Below are 13326 nucleotides of genomic sequence, written 5' to 3'. Positions count from 1 at the left end.
TATCCGGTGGAACCGGCGGGAGAGAACCCGGGCCCCGGCCACGGCGGCTCGGACGGGGGCCGGGTCCCCCGCACGGGCGGGCGGCCGTCCCTGCTGGCGCTGCGGGCGCTGGGGTTGGGCGACTTCGCCACGGCCGTTCCCGCGCTGCGCGCGCTGGAGCGGGCGCTGCCGTCCTGGCGCCGCACCCTGGCGGGCCCCTCCTGGTACCGGCGCCTGGTCGCGCTGGCCGGGCTGGACTGGGAGGTCCTGCCGACCGAGCCGCTGCGCGCGCCCGACACGCGCCCTCCGGACCTGGCGGTCAACCTGCACGGCCGGGGACCGCGGAGCACCGCGGCCCTGGCGGCGCTGACGCCGGGGCGGCTGTGGACGCACGGCCACCCGTCCGTTCCGCGGTGGCCGGGCCCGGAGTGGCCCGAGGGGGTCCACGACGCCGAGATCTGGTGCCGCCTGCTGCTCTGGCACGGTGTCGCGGCCGACCCGGACGACCTGCGGTGGCCGGACCCGTCGCGGGGGCGGGGCGCGGTGGTCGAGGGGGACACCGCGATCGTCCACCCGGGGGCCGCCTCCGGGTCGCGGCGCTGGCCCCCGGAGCGTTTCGCGCGGGTGGCGGGGGACCTGGCGGCCTCGGGGCTGCGGGTGCTGGTGACCGGCTCGCCGAACGAGACCGCGCTGGCCGAGCGGGTGGCCGAGGCCGCCGGGCTCGGCGGTCGGGCGGTGCTGGCCGGGCGCACCTCCCTGGACCTGCTGGCGCGGCTGGTCGGCGAGGCGCGGCTGGTGGTGTGCGGGGACACCGGGATCGGCCACCTGGCCACGGCCTACGGCACGCCGTCGGTGCGCCTGTTCGGGCCGGTCTCCCCGCGGCTGTGGGGCCCGCGGGTGGACCGGGACGTCCACGTGTGCCTGTGGGCGGGCCGCCTGGGGGATCCGCACGCCGCCGAACTGGACCCGGGGCTGGACGCGATCGGCGTCGAGGAGGTCCTCGCCGCGTGCCGGAGCGTGTGCGCCTCCGGCCGCCCCGCCGCTGAGGAAGCGGTCCCCGGCTCCTGAGTTCCCGCTTTCTGGGGCCGGATTCCGCCCGGGCACGGGCGCGGACTCCTCGGCGGCTCCCGCTCACCGGTCCCTGACCGCAAGCGTGGACGGTGTGACGCACGGGAACTCCGCGGCGGTGGCCCTGTCCCCGAGGGCTCTGTCAGCGGTCCACCGTGCCTGGGGGAGCAGGACCGCCCCTGGCGGGCGCGGGCCGGCGCGCCCTTCCGGTCACGCGTCGGCGTCGCCGGACGCGCCCTCCGTCTTGGGGCGGGCGCGCAGGTGCGCGCGCTCGCCCTGTCTGCCGAACAGGCTGAGGAACTCGACCGCCTCGGTGTCGGCGGAGCCGAACCAGTGCGGCACGCGGGTGTCGAACTCGGCCGCCTCCCCCGGAGCGAGTACCAGGTCGTGCTCCCCCAGCACGACCCGCAGCCGACCGTTGAGGACGTAGAGCCACTCGTAGCCCTCGTGGGTCTGCGGGTCGGGCTGACTCGGCCGGTCGCGGCCCGGGATCACCAGCTTGTACGCCTGGATGCCGCCGGGGCGGCGGGTCAGGGGCAGCATGGTCATGCCGTGGCGGTTGACCGGACGCAGGTGGATGCGCGGGTCGCCGGTGGGCGGCGCGTCCACGAGTTCGTCGAGGGTGACCCCGTACGCCCTGGCCAGCGGAAACAGCAGTTCGAGGGTGGGGCGGCGAGAACCCGACTCCAGCCGGGACAGCGTGCTCACCGAGATGCCGGTCGCCGCCGACAGGTCGGTCAGCGTGGTCTCCTTCTGCTTGCGCAGCGCGCGCAGCCGGGGTCCGACCGCGTCGAGCGCCTGGTCGAGGTCGTGTTCCATGCCGCCATTTTGCCATAACGGCAACGAAGATTGCGTGAACCGGCGAGGGGGTCGCATGGTGGGGGCATGGAGGTGATCGCGGTGAACGATCAGTTGGAGAACGGCTACGACGCGGTGGTGGTCGGCGGTGGCGCCGCCGGACTGAACGGCGCCCTCATGCTGGCCCGGGCGCGGCGCTCGGTGGTGGTGCTCGACTCGGGCGCCCCGCGCAACGCGCCCGCGTCGGGAGTGCACGGGCTGCTGGCCAGGGAGGGCATGTCCCCGGCCGAACTGCTGGAGCGGGGCCGGGCGGAGGTGCGCGGTTACGGCGGCCACGTGGTGACCGGGGAGGTCGCGGCTGTGACCCGCGGCGGCGACGGGTTCCGGGTGGAGCTGGCCGACGGCCGCGGCGTACGCGCGCGCCGGGTCCTGGTGACCACCGGCCTGGTGGACGAACTGCCGGACGTGGCGGGCGTGCGGGAGCAGTGGGGCGCGGGCGTGGTGCACTGCCCGTACTGCCACGGCTGGGAGGTGCGCGACCGGGCCATCGGCGTGCTTGCCAGCGGGCCGATGGCGGTGCACCAGGCGCTGCTGTTCCGCCAGTGGAGCGAGGACGTCACGCTCTTCACCCACACCACGCCCCCACCGGGCGAGGAGGACGCCGAGAAGCTGGCCGCCCGCGGCGTCCGCGTGGTGGAGGGTCCGGTGGCCTCGCTGGAGACCGCCGACGGCCGGATCACGGGGCTGCGGCTGGCGGACGGCGCGGTGGTCGACCGGGAGGTGGTGGCCGTCGGAACGCGGATGGTGGCGCGCGCCTCCTTCCTGGAGGCCCTCGGCCTGCGGGCGCGGGAGCACCCGATGGGGGTCGGCGAGTACGTCCCCACCGACGAGAGCGGCCGCACCGACGTGCCCGGCGTGTGGGCCGCGGGCAACGTCACCGACCTGACCGCCCAGGTCGGCGCGTCGGCGGCCTCGGGCGCCGCTGCCGGGGCCCAGATCAACGCCGACCTGGTCGACGAGGACACCCGCCGGGCGGTCGCCGCCCGCCGTGACGCCTTCTCGGCCGAGTCTGAGGCGCGTGTGAGCGAGCTGGTGGCGGGCGAGGGCCGCCACGGCCTGTGACCCCGAGGAGGGGGGACGGCGCGTCCGGGCGTGTGGACGGGGCCTGGCCGCCTCCGGCCCCGGGACCGGGACGGTCGACCACGGCGGCCCCGAGGCCGCCCCTGCACGACTTCGCGGTGCGGGCACGCGGGCGCCCGTGACCGGTGTTCCCCCGCGGCGCGGTACGCCGCGGGGGAACGGCGCCCGTCCCACGGCGGAGCACGCCGGCCGAAGATGCCCTAGCCTTGCGGCGTGCACCACGACGACGAGCACGCCGAAAACGCGGACGCCGGGGACGGCCGGGGCCCCGAGGTCGCCCCCCTCCTGGTCCGCCTCCTCAACATCAGCCAGCGGATCGGGCGCTACGCCGCGCATGAGACCGGCGAGCGCACGTCCCCGGCGACGTGGCGCGCGCTGAGCGTGCTCCAGGAGAAGGGGCCGCTGCGGCTGGGCGTCCTGGCCGAGCACTGCCGGGTCAGGCAGCCGACCATGACGGTGATCGTGGAGTCGCTGCTCTCCTCCGGGTACGTGGCGCGCAGTCCCGACCCCGACGACCGGCGGGCCCAGCTGCACGAGCTGACCCTGGCGGGCGCGGCGGCGCTGGAGGACTGGCGGCACCGGATCGGCGACGCGCTGGAACCGCTGTTCTCCGACCTGTCCGCGCGTGAGCGGGAGCTGCTGTCGGAGTCGGTGCGGCTGCTGGACGAGCGGCTGCGCCGCGGCGGGGCCTGAGCGAGCGGTTCCGTTCCCGGAGCCCGGTCACACCCTCGGTGCGCACCGCCCTCACACCCGCCACCCGCGTGCCCTCCGGCGGTTCCGGTGACCGACGCCTCTCCTCCCCCGCGCCCGTCGCGTGCCGGTCGGGAATGCGCGGGGTTTAACATAGGTTACCTATGTGAATGAGGGCCCCGACCGGACCGGCCGCCGTCCTCCCCACCATCAGCGACGACAGGGAGCAGCGAGAACATGGTGGCGAAGACCGACACCCCGCGTACAGCACCGCCCGGAGGCGCGGACCAGGGACACGCGCCGGAGGGTTCCATCCTCCGGCAGCCGCGGGCCGTGTGGGCCGTGGCGTTCGCCTGCGTGATCGCCTTCATGGGCATCGGCCTGGTGGACCCGATCCTGCCCGCGATCTCCCGCAGTCTGGAGGCCACGCAGACCCAGACCTCGCTGCTGTTCACCAGCTACCTGCTGGTCACCGGCCTGGCCATGCTCGTCACCAGCTGGGTGTCCAGCCGCCTGGGTGCCAAGCGCACCCTTCTGGTCGGCCTGGCGCTGATCGTGGTCTTCGCCGCCGCGGCCGGGGCCAGCGGCAGCGTCGAGTCCGTCATCGGCTTCCGGGCCGGGTGGGGACTGGGCAACGCGTTCTTCATCTCCACCGCCCTGGCCACCATCGTCGGCGCCGCCAGCGGTGGGGCCTCCTCCGCGATCGTGCTCTACGAGGCGGCGCTGGGCCTGGGCATCGCCACGGGCCCGCTCCTGGGCGGACTGCTCGGCAGCGTCAGCTGGCGCGGCCCCTTCTTCGGTACCGCCGCGCTGATGGCGGTCGGGTTCATCGCGATCGCCGTCCTGCTCAGGAGCGACGCCACGGAGCGGACCGCGCCGGTGCCGCTGTCGGCCCCGTTCGCGGCGCTGCGCGTCCCGGGCATCCTGGTGCTGGCCCTGGCCGCGCTGTTCTACAACGTCGGGTTCTTCGCCCTGCTGGCCTACACGCCCTTCCCGCTGGGGCTGGACGAGATGGGCCTGGGGTTCACCTTCTTCGGCTGGGGCCTGGCGGTCGCCGTGACCTCGGTCTTCGTGGCCCCGGTGCTCACCCGCCGGTGGCCGCGCACGCGGGTGCTGTGGGCGACCCTGCTCCTGCTGGCCGCGGACCTGGTCGCCGCGGGCGCGCTCATCTCCTCCACGGCGGGGCTGATCACCGCCATCGTGCTGGGCGGCCTGCTGCTGGGCGTGCTCAACACGGTGCTGACCGAGTGCGTGATGGAGGCCAGCGACCTGCCGCGTTCGGTGGCGTCCTCGTCCTACTCGGCGGTGCGCTTCCTCGGCGGCGCCGCCGCTCCCCCGGCCGCCTCCGCGCTCGCCGCGGCCCTGTCCCCCGGCGCGCCGATGTACGCGGCGGCGGTGTCGGTGGCACTGGCCGCGGGGATCGTGCTCCTGGGCCGCAGGACGCTGCGCAGGGTGGACAACGGCCCCGAGTCCGCCCGGGCCGAGGCCGAGGCGATCACGCTGGGCGAGTGACGCCGGTCCGCAGCGCGGGCTCAACCGGATAACGACGGGGCGCGGCCCCGGGTCCGACCACGGGCGTACACGGTCGATACCGAACGCGGATGTGGCGGCGCGACGGCCTCCCTAGGGTCGTGGCCATGACCGCACAGAAACGCTCCGCCCTCGGCCTGTCCTGGACCGTCATCGCCCTGCTGGCCCTGCTCGCGGCGCCCCGCGTGATCCTGCACGACCTCGGCCTCATCCAGGAGGGAACGCTCGCCAACGCCCTCTTCGTGTTCGTCCCCCCGCTCGTGTGGGTGGCTGTGGCCGTCCTGGCCCGGGCCCCGAACCCGTTCCTGACGCTGTTGGCGGTCGGGCTGCTCTACGGCGTCCTCCTCGCCCTGGGGCACCAGCTGCTGTGGGACACCGCCTGGGAGGGCGATCCCCCCAGGCTCGGCGGTAACCTCGGCGACCTGCCGCCCCTCGCGCACACGGTCGTCATCCGCGGCTTCGCGGTGGTGAGCAGCCTCCTCACCGGGGCGGCCGTCGGCGCCGTCACCGGTCTGGTCGCCTGGGGGGTCGGCAGGCTCGTGCCCGCCCGCTCCGGCGTCTCCTGACGCGCGGGCCCCGCTCAGATGGCCTCCCGGCGCTGGAGGTAGGAGAAGGCCCCCCAGCCCGGCAGGACCGGCAGCCAGAAGGTCAGCAGCCGGAACAGCAGCACCGCGGGCAGCGCGACGGCGGCGGGGACGCCCGCCACGGTGGTCAGGCCGCCGATCAGGGCGGCCTCGACCGCGCCCAGGCCGCCGGGCGTGGGCGCGGCCGAGCCGACCGCGTTGCCCGCCAGGAACACCACCGCGACCGCCACCAGGCTCACCTGGGCGCCCGGGTCGGCGAAGGCCAGGACCGAGAACTGCAGGCACAGCACGAACGCCGCGGTGATCAGCAGCGTTCCGCCGAAGCCCAGCAGCAGGCTGGACGGGCTCTGGAGCATGTCCAGCAGCCGCGGCAGCACCCCGCGCAGGTAGGGCCGGATCCGGGCGCCGAGGGCCTGCCGCAGCCGGGGCAGCAGCAGGACCACCCCCACCACGGCCGTTCCGGCGACGCTGATCACGACGACGGTCGGGGAGGGCGTGAACCCGGTCCAGTACGAGGTGCCGGTGAGGTAGGCGCACACCAGCAGCAGCGGCACGTGCACCAGGAACCCGACCAGCTGGGTGAGACCCACCGCGGACAGGGCCAGGGAGGTCGAGACCCCCTCCCTGGTGACGAACCGGGTGTTGATCGCGAGCGACCCCAGCCCGGCGGGGGCGGCGATGCGCACGAACGACCCCGCGTACTGGACCATGACGGTGCGCCACCACGGCAACGGCACGGGCACGAAGCCGATGAGGATCATCGCGGCGGAGAGCGTGCACACCACCGACGCGGCGAGCGCGGCCAGCGTCCACACCGGGTCGGCCCGGCCGATGGCGGTGAAGTCCACGCCGGTGAGCTGGTACAGCAGCACCAGGCCGACGACGGTGGCGACGATGACGCTGACCACGGTGCGCGGACGCATGCGCTCCAGGCGGGCGGGCTCGGAGGGCGCCTCCGGTGCGATGCGCACCACGCGCTCGCGCAGCCTGGCCAGGAGTCCGCGGTCCCCGCGCAGCCCCCTGCGCAGCGCGTAGGGCAGTCCCGCGGGTTGCAGGAAGGGCAGGACCGCGGCCGTGGCGGTCACGCCGAGCGCGCGCACCGCCGAGTCCACGGCGCGTCCGGACCCCACCCGCATGGCCAGCAGGGTGAGCATGGCGGCCTGGTCCAGGGAGACCTGGAGTTGGGGGGCGGCCACGCCGCCGCGGTCCAGGCCGGTGAGCAGGACCGCCGCTTCACGAGAGGCCGCCGGGACCGGCGGGAGCGCGGTTTCGGAGGTGCCTGCCAAGGTCGCGGCGTCCGCCGGTTCTGATGCGCCCTCGGGGACGGAGGCGCTGGCGGGGTCGCAGGGCTGGTCCAGGACACCGACGGTGGCGCCGTTGACGTTGCCGTGGACGAGCCGGTGGCGGTGCAGCAGCCCGAGTTCGCGCCAGCACAGGTCGACCAGCTCGTCGGTGAGCTCCTCGTCGTCGAGCGCGTCCAGCGCGCGGAAGGCGGGCAGCTCGCGGACCAGCAGGACGGTGCCGGGCCCGAGTTCGCCGACGGCCAGGACGCGGGGGACGGCGGCCCCCGCCTGCCGGGCGGAGAAGCTCATCAGCGCGGCGTGCTCGGCGCGGCGGCGGACGCCGTAGAGCATCCGGGGGGCCACGGGACCGCGCAGGAACAGCAGGTCGCGCAGGCGCCGCCAGAACCCGGCGGTGTTCTCGGAGCTGAGCACGACCAGCTCCACCCTGCGGCCGTCGTCGAGTCCGGCCAGGTGGCGGGGGTTGCCCTCCTCGTCGTCGTCCGCGCGGGAGACGCCGGTGGCGGCCAGCCCGAACCGGCGCAGCTCGGCGTCCAGGCCGTCGTCGGTCTGCGGCGGCGGCCTCTCCCCCAGCGCGTACCGGACCAGGGCGGCGCAGGTGAGGCCGACCAGGACGGTCAGGACGAGGGCGAGGAGGCTGGTGACCCCGGCCAGCAGGGCGCAGACCGCGACGGTGGTGTTGCCCGCCCACAGGATCGAGCGGACCCGCGGCAGTCCGGTGGGCATGGTGCGGATGAAGGCCAGGACGGCGGCCACGTAGCCGAGGGTGGCGCTGGTGAACACGTCGTCGGGGGCGAGCGCGTCGGGGAACCGCTCCGGGCCGATCAGCGCGAAGAGGGTGGCGTTGATCAGCGAGGCGAGCGTGTAGGCGGCGATTCCGGCGGCGACCGGCCGGACCAGGGAGCGCCGCCGCCCGGTGAACAGCGTGCGCAGGACGACGTAGCTGACCAGGACGATCAGCAGGAGGTTGGCGCCCGCGGCGACGAGCAGGAGCAGGCCGGAGGGCAGCAGCGCGCGGAGCCGGTCGGGGTCGGTCCCCTCCACGCCGTCGGTGACCACGCGGACGGCGATCATGATCGCCGCCACCACGATCAGGCCGACCGCTCCCGTGAGGAGGTCGACGGGCCTGCGCGGGGCTCTCGGTGTCCGTGGGTCCGGCGGGGGGATCTCGTCGGTTCGCGTCGTCACACCCTTAAGACTGCCCGACTCCGAGGGGGCCAAGGGCCAGGGTCGGTGCGTTTCGCGGGACCGCCCGCGCTCAGCCCGTGGAGAGGTCGGGGATCTGGCCCAGCCCGATCTCGGGGGCGGCGGGCAGGGGGCGGCGCCGTTCCGTGTTCTCGAAGGACTGGAGGAGGTAGGCCACCAGGCGGCGCGAGGAGGCGGCTGCCTCCTCGGGCGGGCCGGAGGCGGCCCCGCAGTTGGCCAGGAACAGCAGCGTGAGGTCCGCGACCGCGAAGTCGGGGCGCAGCCGCCCGGCCGCCTTGGCCCGGCTGACGAGTTCGGTGAGGCCGCGTTCGGCGCGCTCGCGCCTCTCCTCGAAGGGGACCGCGCCGGGGAAGGTCGTGAGGAACGCGCCGGTGAAGCCCCGGTCGGCGACCTGCATCGCGCACACCCGCTCGACCACCGAGCAGAAGCCCCGCCAGGGGTCCGGGTCGGCGAGGCCGTCGTCCACCAGGGAGGCGCAGGCCGTCAGCTGGTCGGCGAACACCTCGGTGACCAGGGACTCGCGGGTGGGGAAGCGGCGGTAGAGGGTGGCGACCCCCACTCCGGCGCGGCGGGCGATGGCCGACATCGGCACGTCGATCCCGCGTTCGGCGAAGGCCGCGCGAGCCGCCTCGACGATGCGGTGGCGGTTGTGCAGCGCGTCGGCGCGCAGCCCCGGGGCGTCGCCGCCGGGCGCGGCAGGGGGCGTTCGGGCTGGCATGCCCACCACCCTACGGCGCTCGGCCGCCCCGCTGCTCGCCCGCGGTGCTCACACCGCCGCGCGCCGGGCGGGAGGGGTCCCGGCGCGCGGCGGTGCGGGCGGACGCGCGGCGGCGTCCGCGGTGCCCGGGTCCGGTGTCGCGGCCGGACCGGGGGGCCGGCGGGCCGTGCCGGGCCCGGCTACTCGGGCGGCGCGAGCAGTCCCCGCTCGTAGGCGCGGACGAGGTTGCGCGGCACGAGGTACTCGCGACCGCGGATGTGGACGCGCACCAGGTCGGGGGTGGCGGCCTTCCACTGGGAACGGCGCGTGCGGGTGTTGGACCGCGACATCCTGCGCTTGGGTACGGCCATGGGACCTCTGCCTTCTTCTCGGATGGTCGGGGGCGGGGCGGCGAGCCCCGCCTCGCGTTCGTGTCGGTCAGCCCTTGCGCTGGTAGCGGCGCTGGAAGCGCTCCACGCGGCCCGCCGTGTCCACCACGCGGGCGTTGCCCGTGTAGAAGGGGTGGCTGGCGCTGGAGATCTCGACGTCGATCAGCGGGTAGGTGCGGCCGTCGCTCCACTCGATGGTCTTGTCGCTGGTGGCGGTGGACCTGGTGAGGAAGGAGAAGTCGGCCGCGCGGTCGCGGAAGACGACCGGGTGGTAGTCGGGGTGGATTCCCTGCTTCATGTGTGCCCCCTTGGGGTGGTCGTTGGGCGCGGCGGTCCGCCTGCCCTGCGGCGTGCGACGGGGCGGCGCCCGTCAGGGTCGGCGGCACCGCCGCCGGTCGGGGCGGCGGCCAGCCGGGACCCGGCCTTTCCGGGAACGGGCGGCCGGGGCGCGGCCCGGCTCAGCGCTCCTCGCGGAACTCGACGTGGCGGCGCACGCGCGGGTCGTACTTCTTCAGGGTGAGCCGGTCGGGCGTGTTGCGCCGGTTCTTGCGGGTGACGTAGGTGAAGCCCGTACCCGCGGTGGACTTGAGCTTGATGATCGGCCGGATCTCGTTGCGTGCCATGGATGCCTCCTCAGGGTTCCCACGCGTTACAAGTCAATGATAACCGTTTTCATTCCCGATTCGGCCGGGTCATCTCTCCCCTGCGGACGACCCCCGCCCGCCCGGCGGGGACGGGGCCCAGCCGCCGGTGCCGCCGCGGACCGGACTCCCGTACCGGCGGTCCTCCTCGCCGGGCACGGCCGTGCCCGGCGCAGCGGGTCCAGCGAGTCCAGCGCCCTGCTCGGCGCGCGGTTCGACGGGTCCAGCACCCGGCCCGGCGCTGTCATCGGCGCCCTCGTCCCGGACACGCGAAACGCCGGTGCCGCCGCGGGGTTCCGCGGCGGCACCGGCGCTGGGTCGGTCTGCCGGTCGGCTACCGGTCCGTCAGGACCGTCAGGACCGTCGAGCCCGTGGGGACCGTCAGGCGACGGCCTTGCCCTCGGCGCGCTTCTCCACGCGCCCGGCGCGCAGACGGCGTGCCTCGTCGGGGTCCAGGACCGGAGCGGCCGTCAGCAGCTGGCGGGTGTAGTCGCTGGCGGGGTTCTCGTACACCGCGTCGCTGTTACCCATCTCCACCACCTCACCCGCACGCATCACCGCGACCCGGTCACTCACCTGACGCACCACCGCCAGATCATGGGCCACGAAGATGTAGGTCAACCCGAAGTCGTCCTGCAACTCCGACAACAACCGCAGCACCTGGTCCTGCGTGGACACGTCCAACGCCGACACCGGCTCGTCACAGATGATCAGCTTCGGCTTGAGGATCAGCGCCCGCGCGATCGCGATCCGCTGACGCTGACCACCCGAGAACGCGTGCGGGAACCGGTTGTAGTGCCCCGGCTCCAACCCCACCCGCTCCAACAGCTCCTGCACCTGGGCGCGGATCTTCTTGCCGTCCCTCTCCCCCTGCACCCGCAGAGCGGTCCCGATCGCGTCGCCCACCGTCACCCGCGGGTTCAGCGAGGAGTAGGGGTTCTGGAACACCATCTGCACGTCCCGGCGCAACGGACGCAGCGCCCGCTCGGGCATGTGGGTGATGTCGCGGCCCTCGAACTCCACCCGCCCCCGCGTGGGCTCCAGCAGACGCATCACCATCCGCGACAGCGTGGACTTGCCCGACCCCGACTCCCCCACGATCCCCAGCGTCTCACCGCGGTGCAGGTCGAAGGAGACCCCCTTGACCGCCCAGAAATCCGTGGCCTTGCCCCAGGTTCCGCCGCGCACCTTGAACCGCTGCGCCACGTCCTCCACCCGCAGGAGCGGGGTCTCCTCGGAGGATCCCGCGCCGCCGGCGGAGGGGGTGAAGGCCGCGAACTGGCCCGGCTCGGTGACCCTGCCCTCGCGCTTGTCGCGCTCGATCCGGTCGGCCCGGTCCTGGGCCCGCCGCTGGGCGCGGGAGACCTCCACGCGCGGCACGGCGGCCAGGAGCCCCTGGGTGTAGGGGTGCTCGGGCTCGGAGAGGACCTTGCGCACGTCGCCGCGCTCGACCGCGACGCCGTGGCGCATGACCACGACCTCGTCCACCGAACCCGCCACCACCGCCAGGTCGTGCGAGACCAGGATCAGGCCCATGCCCAGGTCGCGGCGCAGCTCGTCCAGCAGGTCCAGGACCTGGGCCTGCACCGTCACGTCCAGCGCCGTCGTCGGCTCGTCGGCGAGCAGCACCTTCGGCTCGCACATCAGCCCCATGGCGATGACCACGCGCTGGCGCATACCGCCGGAGAACTCGTGCGGGTAGGAGTTGATCCGCTTGCCGGGCTCGGGGATGCCCACCCGCTCCAGCGACTCCACCGCGCGGGCGCGCGCCTCGGCCTTGGTGGCCTTGGGCCGGTGGATGCGGTAGGCCTCGATCAGCTGGTTGCCGATCGTGTACTGCGGGTGCAGCGACTGCATGGGGTCCTGGAAGACCATGGCGATGTCGTTGCCGCGCATCCGCCGCAGCTTCTTGTCCGAGGCGCTGACCACGTCCTGGCCCGCGACCTCGATGGAGCCGGTGATCTTCGCCTTGCTGCCCCGGTGCAGGCCCATGAGGGCCAGCGAGGTCACGCTCTTGCCCGAGCCCGACTCGCCCACGATGCCCAGGGCACCGCCCGCGGGTACCTCGAAGGACAGCCCTTTCACCGCGTGGACGTCACCGTCCATGGTCGGGAACGTCACCCGCAGGTCGTCCACGCGGACGACGGGGTCGGTCGAGGCCATGTCACTTTCCTTCGTTAGAGCTGGTCTGTTCAACGCTGCCGCGCGCTACTTCGCGATCCGCACCCGGGGGTCGACGATCGGGTAGAGCAGGTCGACGACGAGGTTGCAGACAACGATGAAGACAGCGCCCATCAGGGTCACACCGAGAATGACGGGCAGGTCCCTGGACACGATGGAGTCGATCGCGTAGGCGCCCACACCATTGAGGGAGAACACCTTCTCGGTGAGGATGGCTCCGCCGAGGACCATGCCGACGTCCAGACCGAGGATGGTGACGATCGGGGTCAGCGTGGGGCGCAGCGCGTGCTTGAGGATCACGCGGCGCTCGCTCAGCCCCTTGGCGCGGGCGGTGCGGATGTAGTCCTCACCCAGGACCTCCAGCATGCCCGCACGTGTCTGGCGCGCGTACTGCGCCGCGTGCAGGAACGCCAGGGTGACCCAGGGCAGGAACATCACCTGGAACCAGGCGACCGGGTCCTCGGTGAGGGGGACGTAGCGCGAGACCGGGAACAGCTTCCACTCGTGCACGAGGAAGGCCAGGGCGAGCAGACCGGTGAAGTAGATGGGCAGGGAGACGCCGACGAGGGCGGCCCCCATGGCCAGGCGGTCGAAGATGCTGCCCTTCTTGACCGCGGAGAGGACACCGACGGCCACACCGCCGATGACCCAGATGACCGCCGCACCCAGCCCCAGGGACAGGGTGACCGGCAGCCGGTCCAGCAGCTGGGGCAGCACGGGGCTGTTGGTGGTGAAGGAGTAGCCCAGGCAGGGAGCCGCGCACTCCACCGTCTCCCGGCCGAAGGTGAACTCCTGACCGAGCAGCAGGCTGCGCACGAACTCGAGGAACTGCACCGCCACGGGCTGGTCCAGGCCCAGGCGCTCCACCGTGGCGTCGAGCGCCTCGGGGGTGGGGGCCTTGCCCACATACAGCGCGGCCATACCGCGCGGGGTCACGCCCGCCCAACGGGGCAGGACGTAGAAGATCCAGAAGGTCACCGCCGTGACGACGGCGAGCAGCAGTAGTCCCGCTCCCAGGCGGCGGAGAATGTAGTTCAGCATCGCGGTCAGCGGCGGGGGCTCCACGGAGCGCCGTGGGCCCCCGCCGCTTTCACCTGCCTTCTCGTGCTAGTTCAGGCCGGT

At 74.1% G+C, this 13326-nt stretch carries 13 protein-coding genes; 5 read left to right on the top strand and 8 right to left on the bottom strand.

Annotated elements, in window-relative coordinates; translation table 11 throughout:
• Positions 1–6: 6 nt before the first annotated feature.
• The gene (locus tag EV372_RS22170; protein ID WP_130397585.1) at positions 7–1047 is read left to right on the top strand and encodes a glycosyltransferase family 9 protein; all 1041 of its coding nucleotides are present in this window, start codon (positions 7–9) and stop codon (positions 1045–1047) included.
• A 210-nt stretch (positions 1048–1257) separates the two neighbouring features.
• On the opposite strand, the gene EV372_RS22165 is transcribed toward EV372_RS22170, so the two are convergent.
• The gene (locus EV372_RS22165) at positions 1258–1866 is read right to left on the bottom strand and encodes a helix-turn-helix domain-containing protein (protein WP_130397584.1); all 609 of its coding nucleotides are present in this window, start codon (positions 1864–1866) and stop codon (positions 1258–1260) included.
• Between the two features lie 66 nt (positions 1867–1932).
• On the opposite strand from EV372_RS22165, the gene EV372_RS22160 reads away from it, so the two are divergent.
• The 4 genes from EV372_RS22160 (at position 1933) to EV372_RS22145 (ending at position 5771) form a co-directional block, all read left to right on the top strand.
• Positions 1933–2967 carry an NAD(P)/FAD-dependent oxidoreductase gene (locus EV372_RS22160; RefSeq protein WP_130397583.1) on the top strand — a complete coding sequence of 345 codons (1035 nt, stop codon included), beginning with the start codon at positions 1933–1935 and terminating at the stop codon, positions 2965–2967.
• Positions 2968–3198: 231 nt separating this feature from the next.
• On the top strand, positions 3199–3678 hold the full coding sequence (locus EV372_RS22155) for a MarR family winged helix-turn-helix transcriptional regulator (protein WP_130397582.1): 480 nt from the start codon (positions 3199–3201) through the stop codon (positions 3676–3678).
• Positions 3679–3912: 234 nt separating this feature from the next.
• A complete protein-coding gene (locus EV372_RS22150; RefSeq protein WP_130397581.1) occupies positions 3913–5187 on the top strand; it encodes an MFS transporter in 1275 nt (424 codons plus the stop codon).
• 125 nt (positions 5188–5312) lie between these two features.
• A complete protein-coding gene (locus EV372_RS22145) occupies positions 5313–5771 on the top strand; it encodes a hypothetical protein (RefSeq protein WP_130397580.1) in 459 nt (152 codons plus the stop codon).
• A gap of 14 nt (positions 5772–5785) precedes the next feature.
• Here the strand turns inward: EV372_RS22145 and EV372_RS22140 are convergent, their stop codons facing one another.
• The 7 genes from EV372_RS22140 to EV372_RS22110 form a co-directional block, all read right to left on the bottom strand.
• Positions 5786–8164, bottom strand: coding sequence for a lysylphosphatidylglycerol synthase transmembrane domain-containing protein (locus EV372_RS22140; protein WP_253797424.1), 2379 nt, complete (start codon positions 8162–8164; stop codon positions 5786–5788).
• Positions 8165–8348: 184 nt separating this feature from the next.
• Positions 8349–9014, bottom strand: a complete 666-nt coding sequence (locus EV372_RS22135) for a TetR/AcrR family transcriptional regulator (protein ID WP_130397579.1) — start codon at positions 9012–9014, stop codon at positions 8349–8351.
• A 179-nt stretch (positions 9015–9193) separates the two neighbouring features.
• Positions 9194–9364: a 50S ribosomal protein L32 gene (gene rpmF / locus EV372_RS22130; protein WP_013152594.1), complete on the bottom strand. Its 171-nt coding sequence runs from the start codon at positions 9362–9364 to the stop codon at positions 9194–9196.
• A gap of 67 nt (positions 9365–9431) precedes the next feature.
• The gene (locus EV372_RS22125) at positions 9432–9680 is read right to left on the bottom strand and encodes a type B 50S ribosomal protein L31 (protein ID WP_013152593.1); all 249 of its coding nucleotides are present in this window, start codon (positions 9678–9680) and stop codon (positions 9432–9434) included.
• Positions 9681–9840: 160 nt separating this feature from the next.
• Complete coding sequence (gene rpmG / locus EV372_RS22120) at positions 9841–10005, bottom strand: 50S ribosomal protein L33 (protein ID WP_013152592.1); 165 nt, start codon at positions 10003–10005, stop codon at positions 9841–9843.
• Between the two features lie 399 nt (positions 10006–10404).
• Positions 10405–12186: an ABC transporter ATP-binding protein gene (locus EV372_RS22115; RefSeq protein ID WP_130397578.1), complete on the bottom strand. Its 1782-nt coding sequence runs from the start codon at positions 12184–12186 to the stop codon at positions 10405–10407.
• Positions 12187–12231: 45 nt separating this feature from the next.
• Entirely contained in the window at positions 12232–13245 is a 1014-nt protein-coding gene (locus EV372_RS22110; protein ID WP_130397577.1) for an ABC transporter permease, read from the bottom strand.
• Positions 13246–13326: the final 81 nt, after the last annotated feature.

The sequence above is a fragment of the Nocardiopsis sp. CNZ308 genome, assembly GCF_004217075.1.
The sequence above is the reverse complement of the archived record's forward strand: the minus strand, read 5'-3'. Positions and strand labels throughout refer to the sequence as shown.

Bases quoted from the DNA above. Each gene is read 5' to 3' on its own strand.
- EV372_RS22165 (WP_130397584.1), bottom strand. From the start codon at position 1,866: ATGGAACACGACCTCGACCAGGCGCTCGACGCGGTCGGACCCCGGCTG.
- EV372_RS22160 (WP_130397583.1), top strand. From the start codon at position 1,933: ATGGAGGTGATCGCGGTGAACGATCAGTTGGAGAACGGCTACGACGCG.
- EV372_RS22150 (WP_130397581.1), top strand. From the start codon at position 3,913: ATGGTGGCGAAGACCGACACCCCGCGTACAGCACCGCCCGGAGGCGCG.
- EV372_RS22145 (WP_130397580.1), top strand. From the start codon at position 5,313: ATGACCGCACAGAAACGCTCCGCCCTCGGCCTGTCCTGGACCGTCATC.
- EV372_RS22140 (WP_253797424.1), bottom strand. From the start codon at position 8,164: ATGATCGCCGTCCGCGTGGTCACCGACGGCGTGGAGGGGACCGACCCC.
- EV372_RS22135 (WP_130397579.1), bottom strand. From the start codon at position 9,014: ATGCCAGCCCGAACGCCCCCTGCCGCGCCCGGCGGCGACGCCCCGGGG.
- rpmF (WP_013152594.1), bottom strand. From the start codon at position 9,364: ATGGCCGTACCCAAGCGCAGGATGTCGCGGTCCAACACCCGCACGCGC.
- EV372_RS22125 (WP_013152593.1), bottom strand. From the start codon at position 9,680: ATGAAGCAGGGAATCCACCCCGACTACCACCCGGTCGTCTTCCGCGAC.
- rpmG (WP_013152592.1), bottom strand. From the start codon at position 10,005: ATGGCACGCAACGAGATCCGGCCGATCATCAAGCTCAAGTCCACCGCG.
- EV372_RS22115 (WP_130397578.1), bottom strand. From the start codon at position 12,186: ATGGCCTCGACCGACCCCGTCGTCCGCGTGGACGACCTGCGGGTGACG.
- EV372_RS22110 (WP_130397577.1), bottom strand. From the start codon at position 13,245: ATGCTGAACTACATTCTCCGCCGCCTGGGAGCGGGACTACTGCTGCTC.